Consider the following 24190-nt stretch of genomic DNA (forward strand, 5'->3'; position numbering starts at 1 on the left):
TAGTCGTCTCGTCACTCATCTGGCGTCTTAAGGGTCTTTAGATCGTTTCGGGGTGATGGTGAAGGCCCGGGTCAGTCCCGTGAGCTCCAAGAGGCGACGAACCCTGTCATGCAGGTGGGCCAGCTCCATGGTGCCGCCCGCGTCGGTGACCTCGCGCTGGGCCTGGAGCAATGCCTCCAGCCCGTGAGAGTCGCAGAAGGTCAGCCCGGTTGCCTCCACCAGCAGGTTGCGCCGCTCACCCGCCAGCGCTTCGTCGACAGCGGCCAGCAGGCAGGGAGCCGAGCAGATGTCCAGCTCACCGTCCAGAGCGACGATGCAGCGATCAGAGTCCTGCGTCACCCGCGCCGTAAGGGGCATCACGATCACCCCGCAGGTATCAGATAGTCCCTACCTTCTACCCCCACGCTACGCCGTGACCTGCGAGGACTCCACACGCGGAAGAGCAGACGGCCTCCACAGGGCCCGGTGCGATGCTGGAATGCCGTGTGCACCAAGATGAGCAGGTGGAGTTCGAGCCTTATCGGGGTGAGCTGGTCGCGTACTGCTACCGGATGCTGGGCTCTTTCCACGAGGCTGAGGACCTGGTGCAGGAGACGATGCTACGGGCGTGGAAGGCCCGCGATCGGTACGACAGCACTCGCGCGTCGGTACGCACGTGGCTGTACCGGATCGCCACCAACGCCTGCCTGACCGCGCTGGAGGGGCGTGCGCGGCGGCCGTTGCCGACCGGGCTGGGCGCGCCGAGCGATGATCCCGGGGCGCCGCTCACACCGGCGCTGGACATCCCCTGGTTGCAGCCTTTTCCCGACGCTCGGTACGACCTGCAGATGCGGGCCGACCTGCGGCTCGCCCTGGTGGCGGCGATGCAGCTGCTGCCGCCGCGGCAGCGGGCGGTGCTCGTGCTCCGCGAGGTTCTGCAGTTCAGCGCCGCCGAGGTCGCCACGCAGCTGGCGACCACGGTCCCGGCCGTCAACAGCGCCTTGCAGCGGGCCCGCGCCGTGCTCGCGGACGTGGGCGATGTGAGCGGGGTGGCCGAGCCGGACGATCCCGAGGCCCGCGCGGCGATCCAGCGGTACGCGCGAGCATTCGAGGCGGCGGACGTCCCCGCCCTCGTGCGGCTCCTCACCGACGACGCCATCATGGAGATGCCGCCGGTGCCGCTGTGGTACCAGGGCAGCCGCGACTATGGACTGTTCATGCGCCGGGTGTTCGACATGCACGGGACCGGCTGGCGAACGAAGCTTCTGACCGCCAACGGGCAGCCCGCACTCGCCGCGTACGCGCCAGAGCCCGGTGGCGGGCACCGGCTGCACACGCTGCAGGTCTTCACAGTCACCGGCGGCCGGGTCGCGCACAACGTGGTGTTCGCCGATCCGCACGTGCTTGAGGCCTTCCACCTGCACAGCAGACTTCTTTAGGCGAGTTCCGCCGGGCGCGATGAGTCGGGCCGGTGCCGCTGGTACATACCGGCGAGCATCACACGAAAGGACATCATCGTGAGCGTCATCGTCATTCAGTTCATCACCCTGGACGGGATCGTTTCCGACCCCGACGGGTCCGCCGGCACGGCGACCGGCGGCTGGGCGTTCCGGCACGGCCCCGAAGCGGTCGCCGGGGACAAGTTCCGGCTCGGCCGCACCCTCGACGACGGGGTCATGCTGCTGGGGCGGGCAACCTGGCAGCTGTTCTCGCAGATCTGGCCCGGTCGCGACGACCTGTTCGCCACGCGGATGAACGCCACGCCGAAGCTGGTCGCCTCCCGTACGCTGACCGACACCTCGGCGTGGGCGAACTCGAAGGTCATCGACGGCGACCTCGTCGACGCCGTCAAGCGTGAGGACCGCGATGTGATCGTCCTCGGCAGCCTGAGCGTCGTCCAGGCGCTGATGGCCGAGGACCTGATCGACGAATACCGGCTGCTGACCTTCCCCACGATCCTGGGCACCGGCGCGCGGCTCTTCCCCGACGGCAGGCCACCCGCCTACCTGGAGTGCCTGGCGGCCGAGCAGACCGGCGCCACCGTCCTCACCCGATACGGGCGAAGCGTAAGGTGACCAACCAAGATCGCCCGGCGGCTCCGCAAACCGGATCGCCGCCGGGCGGTCCTGCGCGATCAATCACTCCGGGCAGCCCGAATCGCGAACCACCAGCTCAGCGGCTCCCTCAGGCAGAGCTACGCCCGAAGGGGAATCACTCCCACTCGATGGTGCCGGGGGGCTTGCTGGTCACGTCGACCACCACGCGGTTGACCTCGCGGACCTCGTTGGTGATCCGGGTCGAGATGCGCGACAGCACGTCGTAGGGCACCCGTGCCCAGTCCGCCGTCATCGCGTCCTCCGACGTCACCGGCCGCAGCACCACCGGGTGCCCGTACGTGCGCCCGTCTCCCTGAACCCCCACCGAACGCACATCCGCCAGCAGCACCACCGGGCACTGCCAGATCTGCCGGTCAAGGCCGGCCCGGGACAGCTCCTCGCGGGCGATCGCGTCGGCCTCGCGCAGCAGGTCAAGGCGCTCGCGGGTGACCTCGCCGACGATGCGGATGCCGAGGCCGGGGCCGGGGAACGGCTGGCGCCAGACCATGGCACTCGGCAGCCCGAGCTCCTCGCCCGCCCGGCGGACCTCGTCCTTGAACAGCGCCCTGAGCGGCTCGACCAGCTTGAACTGGAGGTCCTCAGGCAGGCCGCCGACGTTGTGGTGGGACTTGATGTTGGCGGTGCCGGTGCCGCCGCCCGACTCCACCACGTCGGGGTAGAGCGTGCCCTGGACCAGGAACTCGACGGGACCGTCGGCCATGATGGCGCGCTGCTCGTCCTCGAAGACGCGGATGAACTCGCGCCCGATGATCTTCCGCTTCTCCTCCGGGTCGGAGACGCCGTCCAGGGCCTTGAGGAAGCGGTCGGCGGCGTCGACCACGCGGAGCTTCACGCCCGTGACGGCCACGAAGTCGCGCTCCACCTGCTCGGCCTCGCCCTTGCGCAGCAGGCCGTGGTCGACGAAGACGCAGGTCAGCCGGTCGCCGATGGCCCGCTGGACGATCGCGGCGGCCACCGCGGAGTCGACGCCGCCCGACAGCGCGCAGATGGCGCGGCCGTCGCCCACCTGGCGGCGCACGGCCTCGATGGAGTCTTCGACGATGTTGAGCATGGTCCACGACGGGCGGCAGCCGGCGGCGTCGAGGAAGTGCTTGAGCACGGTCTGGCCGTGCTCGGAGTGGAGCACCTCGGGGTGGAACTGCACGCCGTAGAGGCCGCGCTCCGGGTGCTCGAAGGCGGCGACCGGCGTCTCGCGCGTCGAGGCGGTCACCGTGAATCCCTCGGGGGCGGCTGCGACGCTGTCGCCGTGTGACATCCAGACCGTCTGGGCGGCCGGCAGCCCGGCGAAGATGACGCCCTCGTTGAGCACCTCCAGCGCGGTGCCGCCGTACTCGGCGACGCCCGTGCGGGCCACCTCGCCGCCCAGCGTCTGCGCCATGGCCTGGAAGCCGTAGCAGATGCCGAACGTGGGCACGCCCGTGTCGAACAGCCCGTCCGGCACCGGCGGCGCGCCGTCGGCGTAGACCGAGGAGGGGCCGCCGGACAGGATGATCGCCTTGGGATTCTTGGCCATCATCTCCTCGACCGGCATCGTCGAGGGGACGATCTCGGAGTAGACGTGGCACTCGCGCACGCGCCTGGCGATCAGCTGCGCGTACTGTGCGCCGAAGTCGACCACCAGCACTGTGTCGAATTCAGACACCTGAGAACCCCCCAAAGGCGAAATGCGGTAACCACAGTCTATCGGCCCTGCGCATTACACCTGGCCTGCCAACGGCACTCGTGCTAACACAGAACAATGGATCTTGCCTGGCCGGTGACCGCGTGGGCCCTCTGGGTGACCGCGCTGGCCGCCGCCTTCAAGGTGTCCAGCCGCGAGCGCACCCGGGAAGCGCCCTGGTACGAGGTGCCCGCGCCCGTGGTCGAGCTTTTACGCGGGATGCGGTCCCAGGATGTGTTCCATGCGGCGCTGTTCGACCTGGCGGGCCGCGGGTGGGTGACGATCGAGGGCGACCGCCTCACATTGGCCCCCCAGCGGCAGGAGCCGCTCCGGCACTATGAGCGGTGGGTCCTGGAACGGGTGGCCGCCCGCCTGGGAGGCAAGCCGTACGCGCCCGTGATGGCGCTCATGCCCGAAGGGTCCGACCTGGACAGCGACCTCGTCCCGCTCGTCCGGCAGACGGCCATCGAACTCGGCCTGGCACGCAGGCGCTGGCAGACCATGATCGTGCCGCTGCTCCTGGCCGTGGGGCTCGTGGTCCCCTGGTACGCCACCATTTCGGCAGCCGGGCTGTCGTGGCCGGGGATGATCGCGACAATGGTGTCGTTCGTGGCCGGAGGAAGCCTGCTCCTGGCCGGAAGGGGTTTCCTGCTGACCGAGACCGGGCGGGAGATCGCCGGGCCCGACCGCGCGCCGGTGAACCCCCAGCAGGAGTGGATCTACACCGGCAGCGGCTGGCGCGGCGTCGAGCTCGAGCCGCCCGGCTCCTCCGCTGCCGTCCCAGGACGGCAGGAGGTCTCCGGTTACATCGTCAAGCGCTGGGCCGTCGTCGACACGGATGCCGACTCGATGAGCAGCAGGCGCTCGTACTACGTCGCCCTCCACGACGGCAGCTCGGAGAAGGCCACGTCATACCTGATCAAGGAGGGGGTCTACCACGACGTGCTGCCGGGCGACTTCGTCCGGCTGCTGGTCAAGCCGCGCACCGGCAGGGTCGCCCGGGTGCTCGGCCACGAACGTCACTGGTAGGGCGGCAGGTTGCCGGTGAGCAGGGTCTCGGTCTGCAGGCGCAGCCGGGCGGCGTACCTGGGATCGGTCAGCACCAGGAACCGCTCCTCCCGGATGGCCTCCACGACCAGGTCGGCGACCAGTGACGGCTCGATGCCGCGCTCCGACGCCCTGCCGACGGACTCCTGAACCGCCGCCTCGTCCTGGGTGGGGGTGTTGATCAGGGTGGGCGGGCGTACGCGCGCCGAGTCGGCGATGCGCGTCCTGACCGCGCCGGGGCAGAGCGCGGTCACGCGGAGCTTGGCACCCGCGGCGGCCAGATCTTGGGCGAGTGCCTGGGACGCGGCCAGCGCGGCGTACTTGCTGACCGCGTACGCGCCGGCCCCCGGCGTGGCGAACAGCCCGGCCACCGACACCGTGTTGACGATGTGCCCCTCGGTGTCCTGCTCGATCATGCGCGGCACGAACTCGCGGACGGCGTGCAGCACCCCCCACAGGTTCACGCCGAGCAACCAGGCGAAGTCCTCCTCGCCACGGGTCCACATGTGGCCGCCCTGGAAGACGCCGGCGTTGTTGCACAGCACGTGCACGGCGCCGAGCTCGCCGAAGCAGCGGTTGGCCAGGTGTTGCACGGCCGCCGCGTCGGACACGTCGGTGACCTGCGTGAGCACCTTGCCGTCGCCCGCCTGGGCGGCCGTCTCGGCGAGACCGCCGGGGTCGACGTCGGCGAGCATCAGCGTCATGCCCTCGGCCGCGAACCTGAGCGCCAGCGCCCGCCCGATGCCGCTGGCCGCGCCCGTCACGACGGCGATCTTGCCAGAGAGCTCCCGCACAGGCCCAACCTCCCTCGCTCGCGACCGACGCTACCCGACGCGCTGCCGCCGCTCCAGGGAATCCCACCGCGTTGGGCCGGCCCTGCGCCGTACTCCGGCGGAGGACTCTTGGGGGAAGGCGAGGAAACAGGCGCGCACACTCGCCGGCGGGTTCAGAGGATGCGGTCGATCAGGCCCAGCGGCGGCGAGCCGAGGTCGAGCAGGGCCTTGTGGAAGCGCTGCAGGCTGAAGCTCGCGCCCCACTCCTTGCGCGCCCGCTCCCGCAGGTCGAGGATGAGCAGCTTGCCCCACGTGTAACGCCCGTACGTCGGGTCGAACGACGCCCGCCGGGCCTCCGACAGCGCCGCGGGCCCGGCCAGATGGGTGTCGGACTCGAAGCGCCTGGCCCCCTCCTCGACCGTCATCTGCCCGGTGTGCACGCCGATCGCGCACGCGAGCCGGGTGACGCGGATCAGCGCCTCCACCCACACCCCGATCTCGAAGCGTGGGTCGTCCGCCTCGAAGCCCTCCTCCACGCACAGCTCTTCGGCGTAATGCGCCCACCCCTCGATGAACGCCATCGACTGCAGCAGCCTGCGCACGTCGGACTTCGCCCGCCGCAGCGCGCGGGCGTGCGAGAAGTGTCCGGGCGCGACCTCGTGCACGTTGATCGCCGGCAGCGTCGTGCGGCTGAAGATCTCCAGCCACTCCTCCTGGTCCTGCTCGGGCCAGGACGGCTCCGGCGGCGTGATGTAGTACCAGGACGGGCCCTCGGGCTCGCCGGGCGAGTTCCACGCCATCATGGCCATCGCCCAGCGCCGCGACTCGGGCGCGAGGCCGACCAGGCATTCGCCGTCGTGGTAGGGCACGAGATCCTTCTCGCGGGTGAACGCGATGGCCTTCTCCGTGCCGATCCGCGCCGCCTCGATCACGCCGTCCGCGTCGGGGTGGTCCTTGACCAGCTCACGTACGACGTCCAGCGGCGCCCTGCCCGTCTCCCCCAGCTTGGCGCAGGACTCGGCGAGCAGCGCCATCAGCCGGTCCCGCTCGGCGTCCGCCCGCTCGGCCAGCCTGTCCAGGTCGACCGGCAGGCCCTCGGCCGTACCCATGAGCCTGGCCAGGGCCTCGCCGCCGAGCGCGGCGTGGGGGTCGCCTTCGGCCGCGGCCCGCTCGACATGCTGGACGAGCCGTCCGTGGGCCTTGAGCGCGGCCTCGTCCGTGACCCCGGCGGCCAGGCCCTTGACCGCCGCGAGCAGGGACTTCGCGACGGGCGCCGGGACCTGGTCGAGCGAGGCGATCGCCTGGTCCACGGCGTCGGGCCAGAGCGCGAGGTGGGCCGACTTGGCCGCGGCGCGCTCCGCCTCGGGGGCGTAGTCGCGGTCGTAGCAGGCGAGGTCGAGGTTGGACAGGTGGATCAGCGGGTTCTTGCGATGCAGCTCCAGCTCGCCGAACTGGGTGCGCAGGCTCTCCTCGAACACCTGTAGGTGCTCGGCGTCATGCGCGTCCTCGGGCGCGGCGCCCTGGCCGAGCCGCGCCAGCCCGGATCGCACGCCCTCGGGTGAGAGGTCCTGGATCCGGCCGTCGTACTCGTGCCTGCCGCCGCCCTCGCGCGCCTCGGCCACGATCAGGTCGGTGATGGCGCGCAGCCTGGCGTCAAGTTCTGTCATGCGGCCGACGCTAGCGCACGCTTTCTTGCCCGGTTTATTCGCGCGCGTGCCGGTCGGCCGCAATGTGAGAATGATCCGCATGGCTATCAAGATCACGACGCTCGCGGAGCGTCCCGAGTTCGCGCCGTCGTTGTTCGAGATGGACGACACGTGGCAGGAGTTCGTGCTGCATGACCAGATCGCGGACCTGTTCTACCCTTTCGCCACCACGACCCATGCCGAGTACGTGCTGGTGGCCGACGACGAGACGGACCCCGGGCGGCTGGTGGCGCGGGGCTGCATGACCCCGTTCCGCTGGGAGGGCTCCGAGCTGCCCGACGACGGGTGGGACGGTGTGATCAGGACCGGCTGGCTGGCCCGCGAGCGCGGCACGCGGCCCGACGCCATCTCCGCCCTGGAGATCAGCGTCCGCCGTGACCTGCAGGGCACGGGCCTGTCCTCGGTGATGCTGGCGGCCATGCGCGACCACGCCGCCCGCCTCGGCTACCGCGAGCTGGTGGCGCCCGTCAGGCCCAACAGTAAGCACCTCGAACCGCACACCCCCATGTCCGAGTACGCCTTCAGGACCCGTGCCGACGGCCTGCCCCATGACGCGTGGTTGCGGGTGCACGTGCGGGCGGGCGGGAAGATCGCCAAGGTGGCGCCCCGCTCGATGGTGGTGGCGGGCACGCTGGCGGAGTGGCGCAAGTGGACGGGACTGCCGTTCGACCGCTCGGGTCCGCTGGAGGTGCCGGGCGCGCTCACCCCGGTGCACTGCGACGTGGAGCACGACCACGCGGTGTACGTGGAGCCGAACGTCTGGGTCGTCCATCCCCTGAGCTGAGCGACCTCAGACGCCGGTACGGCTCCGCAGCTCGTCCCTGTGCCGCCCGGTGTCCAGCCCCTTTCCTGCGGCCCACGCGTCATCGTGATATGTCGCCAGATGCCGATCGGCAGCGTCTCCGAGCAGCGACACCACCGTGCCGGTCTCGCCTCTGGCCCGCATGCGCTCGACCAGCTCCAGCGCCGCCCAGAGCGCCGTGCCCGACGAACCGCCCACCGGCAGCCCCGTCACCTCCCTGATGTGCCTGGCCGCCGCCACGCTCGCCGCGTCGGGCACGGGAACGACCAGGTCGACGAGGTCAGGCCGGAACCCGGGCTCGATGCGGGGGCGGCCGATGCCCTCGATGCGCGACGGCATCCCGGTCGCGTAGTCGGGCACGTCGAGGGTCCATCCCGGGAAATATGCCGAATTATCGGGATCTGCCACCGCGACCCGGCACGGCACATCGTGGTCGCGGATCCAGCGGCCGAGCGTCGCCGACGTGGCGCCCGTGCCCGCCCCCGTCACCACCCAGTCGGGCCGCACCTGGGCGAACAGCTCCTCCCCCAGGTCGTGCTCGGCCGCGCGCCCGAACTGGTCGAGGAAATGGCCCGGGATCTCGCGCGCCGCGTCGTAGATCGCCAGCGGCGGTGTCACGAACCTGCACTCCCCGCCGAGTGCCTCCACCCCCCGGGCGCGCGGCTCGCTCCGCTCGCCCGGCATGACCACGATGTACGGCAGCCCGAGCCGCCGGGCGAACCAGGCCTGCGCCACGGCCGCGTTGCCGCCCGTCGCCTCCACCACGGTCGTGCCCTCGGTGACCAGCCCGTCGAGGACGGCCCGGCGGAACAGCGCCCTGGCATGGCGGTGCCGCAGGCCCCCGGTGGGCTGCGCGGACTCGTCCTTCAGCAGCAGCCTGATCCCGGGCGCCTGCACCGGGAAGTCGATCAGCGGGGTGGGCTCCCCCGCCGCCAGCACGTCGAGCGCACGCGCGTTCCAGCTCACCCCTTCACCCTGCCAGGCGTAGACGGGGAAGGTCGCGCCCGTTCGCCACGAGCCGATCCCGGGGGCAGTCAGGCGAGCGCCCACACCAGTGAAGCGCGCGCCCGCCCGAAGCCGGTCAGGAGAGCTGGGTGCTCTCGCCGGGAGCCAGCAGCCGCAGCCGGTCGCCGAACCCGGCGAACGCCTTCTCCACCGTCTCCCGCCCCTGCGTGAAGTGCGCCCAGTGCTCGAAGTGCAGCGGCACCACGTACCGAGCGTCCAGGATCTCGGCGGCCGCCACCGCGTCGTCGCTGGTCAGCGTCAGGTAGCCGTCGACCAGCGGCGTCCGGGCCCCGCCCGCGAACAGCAGCGCCACGTCCACCGGGCCGACCCGCCCGGCGACCTCCCGCACGACGTCGAGCGAGGCATTGTCCCCGCTCACGTAAACAGTCGGCAGCCCCTCACCACTGAGCACGAACCCGGTGACCTCGCCCACCAGGTGCTCCGTCCCGTCCGGCCCGTGCTGCGCGGGGACCCCGGTCACCCGCAACCCGTCGCCCACCGTGACAGACGTCCAGTTGGGCAGCGCACGTACCGAGCCGCCCAGCCGCGAGGCCGCCGACCCCGTGGACAGGGTCAGCGGCACGGACGCCAGGTAGCCCCGTCCGGCCTTGTCAAGGTTGTCCGGGTGCTGGTCGTGCGAGAGCAGCACGGCGTCCACCGGCCCGAGCGAGGAGACCTCGACGGCGGGCCCCGCGGTCTTGGTGAGCGCCCTGTTCCCGATCGGGTAGTCGCCCGGCGCGTCGAACGTGGGGTCGGTCAGCAGGCGCACCCCGCCGAGCTCCAGGACCGCCGTGGGTCCTCCGACGTAACGAATCTCCATGGTCGTCAACGACACCGCGCCATGACCGGTTATTCCGCGCGGAGCCCGTTGATGATCCGCCGCGTCGAGCGGTGGCAGAGCGCGCGGAAGTCGGCCTCGTCCATCCCGATGCGCCGGCTCAGGTACTGCTGGACCAGCCCCTGGGCGCTCGACGTGACCGTCATCGCCGTCTCCAGCGGGTCGTCCGCGCGCAGCCGTCCCGTACGCATGCCCTCCTCCACGAGCCCCGTGACGACGCTGAAGGGCGGGCCCTGCCCGTCGCGGAAGTCCTCAGGGAAGCGCCGCGCCCCCGCCCAGGCGTCCAGGGTCAGGAACCGGTACAGATGCGGGCTCCCGAGCGCGAAGTCGAGGAAGTCGTCGAGGGCGGCCGAGACCCGCTCGTCCCAGGACCCCGAGGGAGAGCGCCGCGTCCACGTCGTGGCCAGCTCGCCGGCGCTGCGGTCGGCGACGGCGCGCAGCAGGGCGTCCCTGTTGGGGTAGTGCCGGTAGATGGCCATGGCAGTGATGCCCACGGCGTCGCCGACGCGCCGCATGCTGACCGCGTCGGCGCCCTCCTCCATGAGGATCCGCTGCGCGACGGCCACGATGCGCCCGGCCGTGCCCTGGTCGTTCATGTTTACAGCGTAGACGTCACTTGAGGCGCAGCCGCCGCATGGTCTTCAGCGTGGTGGCCAAGGTGGCGGCCCACTTCTCGTACGGCAGCCCGAACGGCGGCTCGAAGCCCAGCCAGCCCGCCTGCGCGGCCACGGTCTTGGACTCGGTGTAACGCAGCAGGCCCTCCGCGCCGTGCCGGCGGCCCAGACCGGACGCCTTCATGCCGCCCATGGGCGCGTCGTAGGAGGCGTAGGCCGAGGCGTACCCCTCGTTGATGTTGACCGTGCCCGCCCTGACGCGGGCGGCGAGCGCGCGGCCGCGCGGGAGGCTGGCGGTCCAGATGGAGGCGTTGAGGCCGTAGATGGTGTCGTTGGCCAGCTCGACCACCTCGTCGTCGGAGGAGAACGGGTAGAGCGCGACCACCGGTCCGAACGTCTCGTTGCGGCACAGCTCCATGTCCTCGCCGACGCCGGTGAGCACGGTCGGCTCGTAGAACAGCGGGCCGAGATCGGGCCTCGCCTTGCCGCCGGTCAGCAGGGTCGCGCCCTTGGCCAGGGCGTCGTCCACGTGGGCGCTGACCGTGTCGAGCTGGCGCTGCGAGGTGAGCGAGCCCATCTGCACCGACCAGTCGTGCCCCGCGCCCAGCTTGAGGCCCCTGACCTGGGCGACGAACCGCTCGGCGAACGCGTCGAACACGGACGCGTGCACGTACAGGCGCTCGATCGACAGGCAGAGCTGCCCGGCGTTCGCGAAGCAGGCCCGGATGGCCCCCTGCACGGCAGCGTCCAGGTCCGCGTCGTCGAGCACCACCATCGGGTTCTTGCCGCCGAGCTCCAGCGAGCAGCCGATGAGGCGTTTGGCCGCCTCCTCGGCGATCTTCCTGCCGCCGCGCGTGGAGCCCGTGAACCCGACGTAGTCGGCGTGGTCGAGCAGCGCGTCGCCGATCTCGGCCGGCTCGCCGAGCACCACCTGCCAGATCTCGCGCGGCATGCCCAGCTCGGCCAGCAGGTCGATGGTCCACAGCGTGGACAGGGCGGTCTGCGTGTCCGGCTTGTGCACGATCGCGTTGCCGGCCAGCAGCGCGGGCACCGCGTCGGTGACGCCGAGCGCGAGCGGGTAGTTCCACGGGGAGATCAGCGCGACCACGCCCTTGGGCTGGCGCAGCTCCGCCACCCGGGTGGCCACGGGGAAGATGCCCTTGCGGGCGCGCGGGGCGAGCAGCCCGGGGGCGCGGCGGGCGTAGTAGAGGCTGCAGCCCGCGACGTCGAGCACCTCCTCGAAGGCGTGCTTGCGGGCCTTGCCCGTCTCGTTCTGGACGATGTCGAGGATCTCGTCCCTGCGGTCGAGAATCGCGTCGTGCAGCAGCAGGAACGGTTTCGCCCGCTCCGCCGCGGGCCTGCCCGCCCACTCGGCCTGGGCCGCCCTGGCCTTCGCGTACGCCCGACGGACGTCGTCAACGTCCGATATGGGCAGCTCGGCGAGGGTTTCGCCGGTAAACGGGGCGATGATGTGCCGTGTCCTACCGCTGGACGTCACGTGCATGACAGAAGGATATTCCGCCGAGCTACCGGCGGGTAGTTTTTGCGGATGCGCGGCATAGGGCCAGAATCCCTTTCATGGCAACCTTCGCTCCGCTGCGCCCCGGAGATCCACAGCGGCTGGCGGGCCTGGATCTCCTCGGCCGGCTGGGCGAGGGCGGTCAAGGCGTCGTCTACCTCGCCCAAGGCCACAATGACGCGCGCGTGGCCGTCAAGTGGCTGCGGCCCGACCTGTCGGGCGACCAGGTGAGTGCCGAGAGGTTCCTGCGCGAGGTCCAGGTGGCCCAGCAGGTGGCGCCGTTCTGCACCGCGGCCGTCCTCGGCACCGGGGTCGAGCAGGATCGGCCGTACATCATCAGCGAGTTCATCGAGGGGCCCTCGTTACACCGGGTGGTGCAGGAGGAGGGGCCGCGCACCGGCTCCGTCCTGCACCGGCTGGCCATCGGCACAGCCACCGCGCTGGCCGCGATCCACCAGGCGGGGATCGTGCACCGCGACTTCAAGCCGGCCAACGTGATCATCGGCGCCGACGGGCCCCGGGTGATCGACTTCGGCATCGCGCGGGCACTGAACGCCACCGCGACGATCAGCAGCATGGTCGTGGGCACGCCCGCGTACATGTCGCCCGAGCAGATCATGGGCCACACGGTCGGCCCGGCCTCCGACATGTTCGCCTGGGCCAGCACGATGATCTTCGCCGCCTCCGGCCAGGCGCCGTTCGGCAGCGACACGATGCCCGCGGTGATCAACCGCGTCCTCAACAACCATCCCGACCTGGGCGTGCTGGACGCTCAGCTGCGTGACGTGGTGGCCGCGTGCCTGGCCAAGGACCCGGCGCAGCGGCCGACGGCCGAGCAGGTCATCATGCGCCTGCTGCGGCACCCCGCGCCCGGCTCCGCGCCGACCCCCGGCATCCTCGCGCAGGCCGCCGCCGAGGCCGCCCCCACGCCCGCGCCCGCCTCCCCCTTCGCATCGCCCTCGGGATCCCCGTCAGGGCCCCCGTCGGGACCTCTGTCAGGGCCCCCGTCGGGACCTATGCCGGGGCCCGCATCAGGACCGTACGCGGGCCCGCCGTCCGGCCCCGCCCCGTACTCGGGCCCGGTCCCGCACACGGGCTCGGTCGCGCCGTCCCCTCAGCCCTCCTGGCATCCTCCGGGCCCCTACGGGCAACAGCCCACCCACCCGAGCTGGATGAACCAGCCGCACCCACCGCAGAAGAAGAGCAGGGCCCCGCTCATCGCCGGCATCACGGTGGCGATCGCGCTACTGATCCTGGCCGGCGTGGTCGTGATCATCCGGGTCGACAAGGGCACGCTGGCCGACCCTCAGCGCACTCCGACGCCCAGCCCGACCAGGTCCAGGACGAGCACCAGCCAGACCCCCAGCCCGCCGCCCGTGCCGACGACGGGCGCCAGGGTGTCGATCCCCGGCGCGAGCGGCATGTACCTCTACGAGAACCCGCGCGACGCGGTCGTCCTGACGTCCTACGAGGTCTACGACAAGAAGAAGGACGACTGGATCGACTACGCCAGGGGCTCGCTGCGCGGCACGTTCACGAAGTACGCCGCCAACTGGGAGTCCATGGTCTCCCCCGACGGCCGCTACCTCGCGACCAGGGGCCGGAGCTACAGCTCGGACGACTTCGACTTCATCGTCGTCACCGACAGGCAGACCGACGAGCGTACGACGATCAAGACCGTCAAGGAACCCCTGATCAGCAGCATCAGGGCATGGTCGAGGGACGGCTCCAAGATCCTGCTCAACGTCGAGAAGAAGAACGGCAAGGACTGGATCTACGTGGGGTTCGTGCTGGTCGACGTGGCCAAGAAGCAAGCCGAAACCGTGAACGTCTCCGACACCTCCATCCGCCAGACGGCCTTCGGCTTCGACGACGACGACGAGGGCACGGTGAACGCCTACGGCGACGAGAAGAACCGCAGCCTGCGCTTCTTCAACTCCGAGGGCAAGGCCACGCGCTCCGCCACGGGCATCGGCACCCTGTCCGCCGGCACGCAGGACATCTTCTCGCCCTCGGGCAAGACGTTCGTCACCAACTGCCCCAACGGCGGCGACGGCGACCACTGCATCTGGGACTCACAGTCGGGCGACCGCCTGCGCAAGTTCTCCTCCGACTGCGACAAGGCCCTCGGCTTCTACGACGAGACCCACCTCTACTGCTGGGAGCAGGACAACGGCGCCAACGACGAGATCCAGGTCGTCGGCTTCAACGGAAAGCTGGTGCGCAAGCTGCTGGAAGTGCCCGACGAGATCGACTTCAGCCCGGTCTTCACCGTCAATCCCGACGGGGGCTCCTGAACCATCCGGGCGAGGCAGCCGTCAATGAGGGCATGAAGACGCTGATCCGTACGGCCGCGACCGCCGCGGCGCTCGCGACGGTAACGGCCGCCTGCACCTCCACGGCCGCAGGACCGCCTACTGAGCCGAAGACGAGCCCGCTCGGCGCGATCCGCCTGGTGGCCTACACCAGCTGCGACGACCTGCTGTCCGGGCTGCGCGAGCACGCCGCCAGGAACGTCTCCGCGTACGGCTTCGGCGGCGGCATCATGCCCTACGCGGTGGAGGACTCCGCCCGCTCGTCCGTCGCGAAGGCGGACACGCCAGAGCACTCCACGACGAACGTGCACGAGGCCGGCGTGGACGAACCCGACATGGTCAAGACCGACGGCAACCGGGTCATCACCGTCTCGAACGGCATCCTGCGGATCATCGACACCGCCACCAGGAAGGTCACCGGATCGCTCAAGCTGACGGAGAAGGACCAGCCCGGCCTGGCCGCCGACCTGCTGGTCTCGGGTGACCGCGCGCTGGTGTTCATGCGCGGCGGCGACATCATGTACAAGGCGAGGAGCTTCGTCCAGCCAGGCGAGACGAGATACGTGCTGGTCGATCTCTCGGGGCAGCCCAAGGTGCTGAGCACGATCAAGCCGCAGGGCTCGTACGTGGACGCCCGGATGGTCGGCTCCACGGTCAGGCTGGTCACCCGCAGCCAGCCGGACATCGCCTTCCCCGAGATCAAAGAAGATGTCCCGGAGGCCGAGCGCGTCAAGCGCAACCAGGAGGCGGTACGCAAGGCCCCGGCCGACGCCTGGCTCCCCAAGATCGAGATCACGGACGCGTCGGGGACCGTCAAGAAGGACTCCGTGAAGTGCGAGCGGATCAGCCACCCCGCCGACTACACCGGCACGTCGCTGCTCACCGTGCACACCCTCGACCTCGCGCAGGGCGTCACCGCGGCCGGCACCGACCCGATCAGCCTGGCGGCCGACGGCGACACCGTGTACGGCACCGGCGGCAGCCTCTACGTCGCCAGCAACCCGCGCTGGTGGATGCCGGCGCCCCAGCCGGTGGAGGACACCCCGGCGACCACGCCGACCTCGTCGAGCGTGGCCCCGGCCGAGGAGCCCACGCCCACGGATCCCTCTGTGTCCGCATCCGCCTCCACCGAGCCCAGCCCGACGCCCACCGTCCCGCCGGAGGAGACGGAGGTCCACCGGTTCGACATCGTCTCGCCCGGCCCTCCCTCCTACGTGGCCTCGGGCAAGGTTCCCGGGCGGCTGCTGAACCAGTACTCGCTGTCGGAGTACGACGGCCACCTCCGCGTCGCGACCACGCTCAGCACCCAGGACGGCCAGAACAGCTCCAGCGCCGTGTACGTGCTCAAGGCCGACACCTTGGCCAAGACGGGCGAGGTCGGCGGCCTCGGCCGGGGCGAGCGCATCTACTCGGTCAGGTTCATGGGGCCGGTCGGCTACTGCGTCACGTTCAAGCAGGTAGACCCGCTCTACACGCTGGACCTGCGCGACCCGGCGGCGCCCAAGGTGACGGGCGAGCTGAAGATCACCGGCTACTCCGCGTACCTGCACCCCGGCGCCGAGGGCCGGCTGATCGGGATCGGCCAGGAGGCCAGCGAGAAGGGCAGGACGCTGGGCACGCAGGTCTCGTTGTTCGACGTCAGCGACCCGGCCAGTCCCCGCAGGCTGTCGCAGTTGTTTCAGAAGGACTCGGGCTCGACGGCCGAGTGGGACCCGCACGCGTTCCTGTACTGGCCCAAGACCGGCCTGGCGGTGATCCCGCTGTTCCAGCGGACCGAGTCGGGCGCGCTCGTGCTGAAGATCGACGACTCGGGCGTGTCGAAGGTGGGCATGATCAAGCATCCGGCGAACCAGTCGGGGATCGAGCGCACGATCGTCATCGGCGACACGCTTTGGACGCTCTCGTACGACGGCGTCCAGGTCAACGACGCCGCCACGCTGGCGCAACAGGCCTGGATCCCGCTGCGTTAAGCAAGAAAAGGTGCTGATTTCGTACGAAATTGGCACTTTTCTCCATGGACAGCCCTCGACACGTGATGAAAACTTTACTAACCATGTAATGTCGGATTGGTCAGGTTTGTCACTCCGCAGACCTCTCCAGCCCCATCACCAGGAAGGGCCCACGCTGCCATGCGATCACGCACCCCCCTGCTCGCATTGCTCGTCAGCGCGCTGGCGTTAGCCCTGACGCCGCCCGCCGCCTCCGCCGCCGCCCAAGAGACCCAGGCCGCACAGGAGACCTACATCGTCCAGCTCAAGCCGACACTGCGGGCGGCGCCCCGCTCCGCCGCCCAGGACCAGGTGTCCCAGCACGGCGGCGAGCTCGTCGGCGTCTACGAGCACGCGTTCAAGGGCTACACCGCCCGCCTCAGCGCCACCGCCGCCGAGCAGCTCAAGCAGAACCCGAACGTGCTCAGCGTCGAGCCCGACGCCGTGGTGACGACATTCGCCCAGACCACGCCCACGGGCGTCAAGCGCATCTTCGCCCCCAGCAACCCGAACCTGGACATCGACGGCGTCGATGACGTGCGTGTCGACGTGGACGTCGCGGTCGTCGACACCGGCGTGGACCACACCCACCCCGACCTGAACGTGGTCGCCCGCGCCAACTGCGTGACCGGCATCTGCCTGAACAACAGCGGCACCGACGACAACGGCCACGGCTCTCACGTCGCGGGCATCGTCGGCGCCAAGGACAACACCGCCGGCTCGGTCGGCGTCGCGCCCGGCGCCCGCATCCACGGCGTGAAGGTGCTCAACGCGGCCGGCTCCGGCACCCTGTCCGGCATCGCCGCCGGCATCGACTGGGTCGTGGCGCGCTCGTCCACCATCGAGGTCATCAACCTGAGCCTGGGCTGCAACGGCTGCTCGAGCAGCGCCATCAGCAGCGCGATCACGAACGCCGTCAACCGCGGCATCGTGGTCGTCGTGGCCGCTGGCAACAGCCACGCGAACACCTCCGGGTTCTTCCCCGCCAACCACCCGGACGTGGTCACCGTCTCGGCCCTGACCGACAACGACGGCCTGCCCGGCGGCGCGGGCGGCAGCACGCTCTCGTGCCGCAGCGAGACCGACCAGGACGACACCTCGGCGTTCTACTCCAACTTCGGCGCCACCGTCGAGATCACCGCACCGGGCACCTGCATCTACTCGACGTGGAGGAACGGCGGCTACAACACGATCAGCGGCACCTCGATGGCCAGCCCCCACGTGGCGGGCGCGGCCGGCATCCTGACGTCGGGCGCCCGCAAGCCGACGACCAGGACGGGCGCACTGGCCGTACGCACCAAGCTCATCTCCACCGGCAACTCCAACTGGACCGACGACTCCGGCGACGGCGTCAAGGAGCCGCTGCTCGACGTGCACGACTCCACGCAGTACTAGAGGACCATCCCGGAAGGGCGGTACGCGGATCCCGCAGCACCGCGTGCCGCCCGCCCCCCTTCAGTTCTCGGCCAGCTCGCGGGCGATGTCGAGGTGCCCGGCGTGCCGCATGTACTCCTCCAGGACGTGGAACATGATCCACCCCAGCGTCGGAGGCTCCTTGGGCGGCTGGAACCTGCCGATCTGCGAGGCCACGTCGGACAGCTGCGCCTCCGCCACGATCTGCCTGGACCGCTCGCACGCCGCCAGGTAGACGTCCTTGAGTTCCGCCAGCGACTCGGTCGCGACGAGCGCGCCCTCCTCGTCACGGTCTCCCATATGATCTGCCACCTGCTCGCCCGCGAAGTCCCACTGGAACCAGCGCCGCTCCACGTACGCGAGGTGCTTGAGCATCGCGGCAGGCGTCCACCCCGTGGGCACCCGGCTCACCTCGGGCTCGGGGAACCCGTCCAGCTTGCGCAGGATCTCCTCGCGGTAGTGGTCGAGATAGCCCTCCAGCAACTGGCGGGGGTCGGACAACTTCTTCGACGGTTCACTCATGAATGCTCCGGAAGGACGACGGGGACGATCTCCGGCGCGCCGAGCCTGATCGCGTCAGCCTCCTGGTCGGAGTCCTGCTCCTGCGAGCGCCGCTCGGCCTCGACACGCTTGGCGTAGTATTCCACCTCCCTCTTCACCTGCTCGCCGTCCCAGTCGAGCGGCCCGGCCAGCAGTTCGGCCGCCTCCTGCGCCACTGCCAGGCCGCGGTGGAAGGTCTCGATGGAGATGCGCGTACGCCGGGTCAGCACGTCGTTGAGGTGCCTGGCCCCCTCGTGGGTGGCGGCGTAGACGATCTCGGCGCGCAGGTAGTCGTCGGCCCCCGACAGCGGCCTGCCCAGCGACGGGTCGCGCTCGATCAGCTCCAGCACCTCGTCGATCAGCGAGCCGTAGCGCTGCAGCAGGTGCTCGATCCTGGCCACGTGCAGTCCCGAGGTCTGGGCGAGGCGGTGCCTGGAGTTCCACAGCGCCTGGTAGCCCTCGGCGCCGGCGAGCGGGATGCGGTCCGTGCACGAGCCCGGCACCCGCTGGTCGAGCCCGTGCACCACCGTGTCCACCGCGTCCTTGGCCATGACCCGGTACGTCGTGTACTTCCCCCCGGCGATCATCACCAGGCCCGGCACCGGGTGCGTCACCACGTGCTCCCTGGACAGCTTGGACGTGTCGTCGGACTCGCCGGACAGCAGCGGCCGCAGCCCCGCGTAGACGCCTTCGACGTCGTCCCTGGTCAGGGGGACGGACAGGACGGCGTTGACGTGGTCGAGCAGGTAGTCGATGTCAAGGCGGGAGGCGGCCGGGTGGACCTTGTCGAGCGTCCACTCGGTGTCGGTGGTGCCGATGATCCAGTGCCGGCCCCAGGGGATCACGAAGAGCACCGACTTCTCCGTACGCAGGATGATCCCGGTCAGCGAGTGGATCCGGTCCCTGGGCACCACGAGGTGGATGCCCTTGGAGGCGCGTACGTGGATCTGGCCGCGGCCGCCGACGAGCTGCTGGATGTCGTCGGTCCAGATGCCGGTGGCGTTCACCACCTGCTGGGCGCGTACCTCCAGCTCGTCGCCCAGCTCCAGGTCGCGCACGCGTACGCCGGTGACCCGCTCGCCTTCCCGCAGGAACCCCACCACCTGCGCCCGCGGCGCGATGCGGGCGCCGTAGGTCGCGGCGGTGCGCAGCAGGGTCGTCACGTAACGCGCGTCGTCCACCTGCGCGTCCCAGTACTGCACGGCGCCCGTGAAGGCGGTCTTCTTCAGCGCCGGGGCCAGCCGCAGCGCCCGCGACCTGGACAGGTGCCGGTGCCCCGGCACGCCGCGGGTGATCCCGGTCGCGATGCCGAGCGTGTCATAGAGCGCCACGCCCGCGCCGACGTACGGCCGCTCCCACACGAAGTGGGTCAGCGGGAAGAGGAAGGGCACCGGCCTGACCAGGTGCGGCGCGATCCGCTGCAGCAGCAGCGCGCGCTCCTGCAGGGCCTCGCGCACCAGCTCGAAGTTGAGCTGCTCCAGGTAACGCAGGCCGCCGTGGATGAGCTTGGACGAGCGAGACGACGTGCCGGAGGCGAAGTCCCTGGCCTCGACCAGCGCCACGTCGAGCCCCCGGGTCGCGGCGTCCAGCGCGATCCCCGCCCCCACGACACCGCCGCCCACCACGACCACGTCGAAGTCCTGCGCGGCCATGCGCTCCAGCGCCTCGGTCCGCTCCGCGGGCCCGAGCCGAGCCACACACCTTCCCGGTGTCATATTTCCCCCTGGTACGGCTTTGTCGCCTGCGCTCCATACCTACCCTCGGGCCCCTCGCCCTGTAACGCCACCGCCCAAGTGCGGACCCGCCCCCGCCCCAGCGCCGCGCGAACCGCCGCACGCGTCCAGCCCGCCGTCGTCCCTTCCGTCCTTCGGGTGGGAGGAGAGGGACGGCTGGTCCCTTCGGGTGGGAGGAGAGGGACGGCTGGTCCCTTCAGGTGGGAGGAGAGGGACGGTTGGTCGCAGCCGCCCGCCCACCGCCGCCCTCCCCCCTCTCCGCCAAGGGGACAGAAGGGACGTCGGCGGGACAGCTCGCGTGCGGCCTTCACCCCGCCAGGGGTCAGGCGCGGATGACCTTCACGCCCGCGTCGGCGAGCTCCCCGGCCAGCGCATCCGAGAGCCGGGCGTCCGTGACCAGTGTGTCGATCTGGCCGATCGGGCAGATCCGCGAGAAGGCCCGCTTGCCGATCTTGGAGGAGTCCGCCACCACGACGACCTGCGCCGCCCGGCTGATCAGCAGGTGGTTGACGCTGGCCTCGCCCTCGTGGTGCGCCGAGGCCCCCACCTCGACGTCCAGCGCATCAACCCCCAGGAACGCCACATCCAGCGTCACCTGCTCCAGCACCCCGGTCGCCAGCGGCCCGATGAGCTCGTACGACTGCTGCCTGGCCACCCCACCCGTCACGACGATCTTGACGTGCTGCCGGACGGTCAGCTCTGCCGCGATGTTCAGCGCGTTCGTGACGACCGTGAACCCGCTCTCCAGCGTCGACATCGTCGCGAGCGTGCGCGCCAGCTCCGACGTGGTGGTGCCGCCGTTGAGCCCCACCACTGCCCCGGGCGTCACCAGCTCTGCCGCCGCGTTGGCGATGCGGTGCTTCTCGTCGGCATGCCTGGCCGTCTTGTAGCGCAGCGGCAGGTCGTAGCTCACGCTCTGCGCGACCGCCCCGCCCCGCGTGCGCATGAGCATCTGCTGCTGCGCGAGCTGATCGAAGTCCCGCCTGATCGTCGCGGTGGAGACGTCGAGCGCCTGGGCGGCCTCCTCCACCGACAGCCTGCCCTCCTGGGCCAGCAGCTCAAGGATGGCGTTCCAGCGGTCGTAGCGGGACACGAGGCCTCCTAGGCAATGGGGACAAGGGCAAGCGTGGCACAACGGCACAGGACAGAGCCACCAGTGTTCATTACTGCACTTTCCTGGTATAAAACCAGCAGAAACAATCAATCTGCGGGGAGGCAAGTGGTGACCACCAACACCGAGGCCGAGATCGCGTCGCAGCCGTCGTGCTGGCGCCGCGCCGTCGCGGGCGTTCACTCCGACGCGCTGCCGCGCCGGGGCGAGCGGGTCGCCGTCGTCGGCTGCGGCACGTCGTGGTTCATCGCGATGGCGTACGCCACGCTGCGCGAGCGGGCGGGGCACGGCGAGACCGACGCCTTCGCCGCCTCCGAGGCGCCGATCGACCGCTCGTACGACCGCGTGCTCGCCCTGACCCGGTCCGGCACCACGACCGAGGTGCTGGAGCTACTGGCCAGGACCGCCACGAAGACCACGGCCATCACCGCCGACCCCAACACGCCGATCATGGAGGCCGCCGAAGAGGTCGTCGTGCTCGATTACGCCGACGAGCGGTCGGTCGTGCAGACCAGGTTCGCGACCACGCAGCTCGCCCTGCTGCGCGCCAGCCTCGGCGAGGACCTCACGCAGGCCATCGAGGACGCCGAGGCGGCCCTGGCCGCGCCGCTGCCTGACGAGCTGGTCAAGGCCGAGCAGTTCAGTTTCCTCGGCACCGGCTGGTCGGTCGGGCTGGCTCAGGAGGCCGCGCTGAAGATGCGCGAGGCGTCCCGCTCGTGGACGGAGGCGTACCCGGCGATGGAATACCGGCACGGCCCGATCAGCATCGCCGCCCCCGGGCGCGTGACGTGGATGCTCGGCGCCGCGCCCGAGGGCCTGCGCGCACAGGTCGAGGAGACCGGCGGGACGTTCTTCGAGACCACGCTCGACCCGATGGCCGAGCTGATCAGGGCGCAGCGGGTGGCCGTCGCCAGGGCGTTCGCCCAAGGGCTGAACCCGGACGAGCCCATGCACCTCACGCGATCTGTGATCCTTTCTTCATGAGCCTTACTCTTGCCGACGCCAGGATCGTGACTCCCGAGGGAGTTCACGAGGGGTGGCTGACCATCGAAGACGGCCGCATCACGCATGTCGGCCGCGGATCCGCCCCAGGTCAGGGCCTGAGCGTGGGCGGGCGGCACGTCATACCGGGGTTCGTGGACATCCACAACCACGGCGGGGCGGGCGGCTCGTTCCCGACCGGCGAGCAGGACAAGGCACGTGAGGCCGTCGAGCTGCACCGGCGCCACGGCACTACCACGACGATGGCCAGCCTCGTCACCGACTCGCTCGACGGCCTGACCAAGGCCGCTTCGGCGCTGGCCGAGCTGTGCGAGGAAGGGCTGCTGGCCGGCATCCACTTCGAGGGCCCGTACATCGCCAAGGCCCGCTGCGGCGCGCACGACCCGACGCTGCTGCGGGAGCCGTCGCCGCGGGAGTTCGCGGGGCTGCTCAAGGCGGGGCGCGGGCACGTACGCATGGTGACCATCGCGGCTGAGCTGCCCGGCGCGCTCGACACGATCCGCATGGCCGCCGCCGAAGGCGTGATCGCGGCGCTCGGCCACAGCGACGCCGACTACGACACGACGCTGGAAGGCATCGAGGCGGGCGCGAGCGTGGCCACCCACCTCTACAACGCGATGCCGCCGCTCGGTCACCGCGCGCCCGGCCCGGTGGCCGCGCTGCTCGACGACGAGCGGGTGACGGTCGAGCTGATCAACGACGGCGTGCACGTGCATCCGGCCATGTTGCGCCTGGCGTACGAGGTGGCGGGGCCTGGCAGGACGGCGCTGATCACGGACGCGATGTCGGCCACCGGGCTCGGCGACGGCGACTACCTGCTCGGCTCCATGCGGGTGCGGGTGGACGGCGGCGTGGCCAGGCTGGTCGAGGGCGGCTCGATCGCGGGCTCCACGCTGACCATGGACGTCGCGTTCCGGCGCAGCGTCCAGGAGGTCGGGATGTCGCTGCCCGACGCTGTCCAGGTGGCGTCCCTGACGCCCGCGCGGGTGCTGGGGCTGGCCGACAGGATCGGCTCGATCGCCGTGGGCAAGGCGGCCGACCTGGTGGTGCTGTCCGACTCGCTGGAGGTGGCCGGGGTGATGAAGGACGGCGTCTGGGTCACGGAGCCCCGATGATCCTCACCGTGACGCTCAACGCCGCGCTCGACGTGACCTACCAGGTTCCGGAGGTGGACTGGGACGGGGTCAACCGGGTCGGCGCGGTCCACAGGCGGGCGGGCGGCAAGGGCGTCAACGTGGCCCGCGTGCTGGCCGCGCTCGGCCACGACGTGCTGGTCACCGGTCTGGCGGGCGGGCCCACCGGCCAGGCGATCGAGGACGACCTGCGGGCGGCGGGCCTGCCAAGCGCGCTGCACCCCATCGCCACCGAATCCCGCACCACGCTGGCCGTCTCGGAGCAGCAGGGGACGCGCACCGCGCTCTTCAACGAGCCCGGTCCCGAGGTCACCACCGCCGAGCTGGCGGGCTTCGTGCGGCGCTACGAATCGCTCCTCGCCACCGCCGACGCGGTCGTCATCTCGGGCAGCCTCCCCCGGGGCGTCCCCGCCGACACCTACGCCGCCCTGGCGGCCATCGCGGCCGACAGGGCGGTGCCCGCCATCGTGGACGCCGACGGCGACCCCCTGCGCCACGCCCCCAAGGGCCGCCCCTCCGTGGTCAAGCCCAACAAGGAAGAGCTGGCCAGGGCCGTGCCCGGCGGCACGCCGGCCGAGGGGGCTCAGGCGCTGCGCAGCCAGGGTGCCGAGGCCGTGGTGGTGTCCATGGGCGCCGAAGGGCTGCTCGCGGTCACCGGTGAGGGGACGTTCACGGCACGCATGCCGTACACCGTGCAGGGCAACCCGACGGGGGCGGGCGACTCGCTCGTCGCCGGGCTGGCGCTGGGCCTGGTGGAGTCGGCGCCGTGGCCCGACCGCCTCAGGCGGGCCGCGGCGCTGGGCGCGGCCGCCGTGGCCGCGCCCGTGGCAGGCGACTTCGACCCCGACGTGTACGCCGACATACACCCCCAGATCATCATCACGTAAGGAGCCCG

At 70.8% G+C, this 24190-nt stretch carries 21 protein-coding genes; 10 read left to right on the top strand and 11 right to left on the bottom strand.

Annotated elements, in window-relative coordinates; all coding sequences use genetic code 11:
• Positions 1-27: 27 nt before the first annotated feature.
• Entirely contained in the window at positions 28-357 is a 330-nt protein-coding gene (locus ACIBVN_RS26745) for an STAS domain-containing protein (RefSeq protein WP_397140991.1), read from the bottom strand.
• 113 nt (positions 358-470) lie between these two features.
• On the opposite strand from ACIBVN_RS26745, the gene ACIBVN_RS26750 reads away from it, so the two are divergent.
• The gene (locus ACIBVN_RS26750) at positions 471-1418 is read left to right on the top strand and encodes a sigma-70 family RNA polymerase sigma factor (protein ID WP_397140811.1); all 948 of its coding nucleotides are present in this window, start codon (positions 471-473) and stop codon (positions 1416-1418) included.
• 78 nt (positions 1419-1496) lie between these two features.
• Entirely contained in the window at positions 1497-2054 is a 558-nt protein-coding gene (locus ACIBVN_RS26755; protein ID WP_397140813.1) for a dihydrofolate reductase family protein, read from the top strand.
• Between the two features lie 136 nt (positions 2055-2190).
• Here ACIBVN_RS26755 and guaA read toward each other — a convergent pair whose 3' ends face one another.
• On the bottom strand, positions 2191-3738 hold the full coding sequence (gene guaA / locus ACIBVN_RS26760) for a glutamine-hydrolyzing GMP synthase (protein WP_397140815.1): 1548 nt from the start codon (positions 3736-3738) through the stop codon (positions 2191-2193).
• Between the two features lie 96 nt (positions 3739-3834).
• On the opposite strand from guaA, the gene ACIBVN_RS26765 reads away from it, so the two are divergent.
• On the top strand, positions 3835-4785 hold the full coding sequence (locus tag ACIBVN_RS26765) for a hypothetical protein (protein ID WP_397140817.1): 951 nt from the start codon (positions 3835-3837) through the stop codon (positions 4783-4785).
• Here ACIBVN_RS26765 and ACIBVN_RS26770 read toward each other — a convergent pair.
• Both ACIBVN_RS26770 and ACIBVN_RS26775 read right to left on the bottom strand, forming a co-directional pair.
• The gene (locus tag ACIBVN_RS26770; protein ID WP_397140819.1) at positions 4776-5597 is read right to left on the bottom strand and encodes an SDR family NAD(P)-dependent oxidoreductase; all 822 of its coding nucleotides are present in this window, start codon (positions 5595-5597) and stop codon (positions 4776-4778) included. The genes ACIBVN_RS26765 and ACIBVN_RS26770 overlap by 10 nt on opposite strands.
• 152 nt (positions 5598-5749) lie before the next feature.
• Positions 5750-7243 carry a DUF885 family protein gene (locus ACIBVN_RS26775; protein ID WP_397140821.1) on the bottom strand — a complete coding sequence of 498 codons (1494 nt, stop codon included), beginning with the start codon at positions 7241-7243 and terminating at the stop codon, positions 5750-5752.
• Positions 7244-7322: 79 nt separating this feature from the next.
• On the opposite strand from ACIBVN_RS26775, the gene ACIBVN_RS26780 reads away from it, so the two are divergent.
• Positions 7323-8066: an N-acetyltransferase gene (locus ACIBVN_RS26780; protein ID WP_397140823.1), complete on the top strand. Its 744-nt coding sequence runs from the start codon at positions 7323-7325 to the stop codon at positions 8064-8066.
• 6 nt (positions 8067-8072) lie between these two features.
• On the opposite strand, the gene ACIBVN_RS26785 is transcribed toward ACIBVN_RS26780, so the two are convergent.
• Genes ACIBVN_RS26785 through ACIBVN_RS26800 form a run of 4 tightly spaced genes read right to left on the bottom strand, consistent with a single transcriptional unit; the run spans position 8073 to position 12045 of the window.
• A complete protein-coding gene (locus ACIBVN_RS26785; protein ID WP_397140825.1) occupies positions 8073-9134 on the bottom strand; it encodes a PLP-dependent cysteine synthase family protein in 1062 nt (353 codons plus the stop codon).
• A gap of 31 nt (positions 9135-9165) precedes the next feature.
• Entirely contained in the window at positions 9166-9909 is a 744-nt protein-coding gene (locus ACIBVN_RS26790; RefSeq protein WP_397140827.1) for an MBL fold metallo-hydrolase, read from the bottom strand.
• 29 nt (positions 9910-9938) lie between these two features.
• Positions 9939-10523 (bottom strand): TetR/AcrR family transcriptional regulator, encoded by a 585-nt coding sequence (locus ACIBVN_RS26795; RefSeq protein WP_397140829.1) that lies wholly within the window; start codon positions 10521-10523, stop codon positions 9939-9941.
• A 16-nt stretch (positions 10524-10539) separates the two neighbouring features.
• The gene (locus ACIBVN_RS26800; RefSeq protein WP_397140831.1) at positions 10540-12045 is read right to left on the bottom strand and encodes a succinic semialdehyde dehydrogenase; all 1506 of its coding nucleotides are present in this window, start codon (positions 12043-12045) and stop codon (positions 10540-10542) included.
• 74 nt (positions 12046-12119) lie between these two features.
• Here ACIBVN_RS26800 and ACIBVN_RS26805 point away from each other — a divergent pair, with 74 nt between their 5' ends.
• The 3 genes from ACIBVN_RS26805 (at position 12120) to ACIBVN_RS26815 (ending at position 17758) form a co-directional block, all read left to right on the top strand.
• Entirely contained in the window at positions 12120-14357 is a 2238-nt protein-coding gene (locus ACIBVN_RS26805; RefSeq protein ID WP_397140833.1) for a protein kinase, read from the top strand.
• A 32-nt stretch (positions 14358-14389) separates the two neighbouring features.
• On the top strand, positions 14390-16345 hold the full coding sequence (locus ACIBVN_RS26810) for a beta-propeller domain-containing protein (protein WP_397140835.1): 1956 nt from the start codon (positions 14390-14392) through the stop codon (positions 16343-16345).
• Between the two features lie 159 nt (positions 16346-16504).
• Positions 16505-17758: a S8 family serine peptidase gene (locus ACIBVN_RS26815; protein WP_397140837.1), complete on the top strand. Its 1254-nt coding sequence runs from the start codon at positions 16505-16507 to the stop codon at positions 17756-17758.
• Positions 17759-17818: 60 nt separating this feature from the next.
• Here the strand turns inward: ACIBVN_RS26815 and ACIBVN_RS26820 are convergent, their stop codons facing one another.
• From ACIBVN_RS26820 to ACIBVN_RS26830, 3 genes are all read right to left on the bottom strand, one after another.
• On the bottom strand, positions 17819-18298 hold the full coding sequence (locus ACIBVN_RS26820) for a DinB family protein (protein ID WP_397140839.1): 480 nt from the start codon (positions 18296-18298) through the stop codon (positions 17819-17821).
• A complete protein-coding gene (locus ACIBVN_RS26825; protein ID WP_397140992.1) occupies positions 18295-19968 on the bottom strand; it encodes a glycerol-3-phosphate dehydrogenase/oxidase in 1674 nt (557 codons plus the stop codon). The genes ACIBVN_RS26820 and ACIBVN_RS26825 overlap by 4 nt, the downstream gene beginning before the upstream one ends.
• Positions 19969-20371: 403 nt before the next feature.
• Positions 20372-21142, bottom strand: coding sequence for a DeoR/GlpR family DNA-binding transcription regulator (locus ACIBVN_RS26830; protein WP_397140841.1), 771 nt, complete (start codon positions 21140-21142; stop codon positions 20372-20374).
• Positions 21143-21271: 129 nt separating this feature from the next.
• On the opposite strand from ACIBVN_RS26830, the gene ACIBVN_RS26835 reads away from it, so the two are divergent.
• Genes ACIBVN_RS26835 through ACIBVN_RS26845 form a run of 3 tightly spaced genes read left to right on the top strand, consistent with a single transcriptional unit; the run spans position 21272 to position 24182 of the window.
• Positions 21272-22144, top strand: a complete 873-nt coding sequence (locus tag ACIBVN_RS26835) for an SIS domain-containing protein (protein ID WP_397140843.1) — start codon at positions 21272-21274, stop codon at positions 22142-22144.
• Positions 22141-23277, top strand: a complete 1137-nt coding sequence (gene nagA, locus ACIBVN_RS26840) for an N-acetylglucosamine-6-phosphate deacetylase (RefSeq protein ID WP_397140845.1) — start codon at positions 22141-22143, stop codon at positions 23275-23277. The genes ACIBVN_RS26835 and nagA overlap by 4 nt, the downstream gene beginning before the upstream one ends.
• The gene (locus ACIBVN_RS26845; protein ID WP_397140847.1) at positions 23274-24182 is read left to right on the top strand and encodes a 1-phosphofructokinase family hexose kinase; all 909 of its coding nucleotides are present in this window, start codon (positions 23274-23276) and stop codon (positions 24180-24182) included. Before nagA ends, ACIBVN_RS26845 begins: the two co-directional genes overlap by 4 nt.
• Positions 24183-24190: the final 8 nt, after the last annotated feature.

It is taken from the genome of Nonomuraea sp. NPDC049400 (assembly GCF_044466425.1).
GTDB lineage: Bacteria > Actinomycetota > Actinomycetes > Streptosporangiales > Streptosporangiaceae > Nonomuraea.

Coding starts and splice junctions, on each gene's coding strand:
- ACIBVN_RS26795 (WP_397140829.1), bottom strand. CDS start 10,523: ATGAACGACCAGGGCACGGCCGGGCGCATCGTGGCCGTCGCGCAGCGG.
- nagA (WP_397140845.1), top strand. CDS start 22,141: ATGAGCCTTACTCTTGCCGACGCCAGGATCGTGACTCCCGAGGGAGTT.
- ACIBVN_RS26805 (WP_397140833.1), top strand. CDS start 12,120: ATGGCAACCTTCGCTCCGCTGCGCCCCGGAGATCCACAGCGGCTGGCG.
- ACIBVN_RS26790 (WP_397140827.1), bottom strand. CDS start 9,909: ATGGAGATTCGTTACGTCGGAGGACCCACGGCGGTCCTGGAGCTCGGC.
- ACIBVN_RS26820 (WP_397140839.1), bottom strand. CDS start 18,298: ATGAGTGAACCGTCGAAGAAGTTGTCCGACCCCCGCCAGTTGCTGGAG.
- ACIBVN_RS26815 (WP_397140837.1), top strand. CDS start 16,505: ATGCGATCACGCACCCCCCTGCTCGCATTGCTCGTCAGCGCGCTGGCG.
- ACIBVN_RS26845 (WP_397140847.1), top strand. CDS start 23,274: ATGATCCTCACCGTGACGCTCAACGCCGCGCTCGACGTGACCTACCAG.
- ACIBVN_RS26800 (WP_397140831.1), bottom strand. CDS start 12,045: ATGCACGTGACGTCCAGCGGTAGGACACGGCACATCATCGCCCCGTTT.
- ACIBVN_RS26780 (WP_397140823.1), top strand. CDS start 7,323: ATGGCTATCAAGATCACGACGCTCGCGGAGCGTCCCGAGTTCGCGCCG.
- ACIBVN_RS26810 (WP_397140835.1), top strand. CDS start 14,390: ATGAAGACGCTGATCCGTACGGCCGCGACCGCCGCGGCGCTCGCGACG.
- ACIBVN_RS26775 (WP_397140821.1), bottom strand. CDS start 7,243: ATGACAGAACTTGACGCCAGGCTGCGCGCCATCACCGACCTGATCGTG.
- ACIBVN_RS26825 (WP_397140992.1), bottom strand. CDS start 19,968: ATGGCCGCGCAGGACTTCGACGTGGTCGTGGTGGGCGGCGGTGTCGTG.
- ACIBVN_RS26750 (WP_397140811.1), top strand. CDS start 471: ATGCTGGAATGCCGTGTGCACCAAGATGAGCAGGTGGAGTTCGAGCCT.
- ACIBVN_RS26765 (WP_397140817.1), top strand. CDS start 3,835: ATGGATCTTGCCTGGCCGGTGACCGCGTGGGCCCTCTGGGTGACCGCG.
- ACIBVN_RS26745 (WP_397140991.1), bottom strand. CDS start 357: ATGCCCCTTACGGCGCGGGTGACGCAGGACTCTGATCGCTGCATCGTC.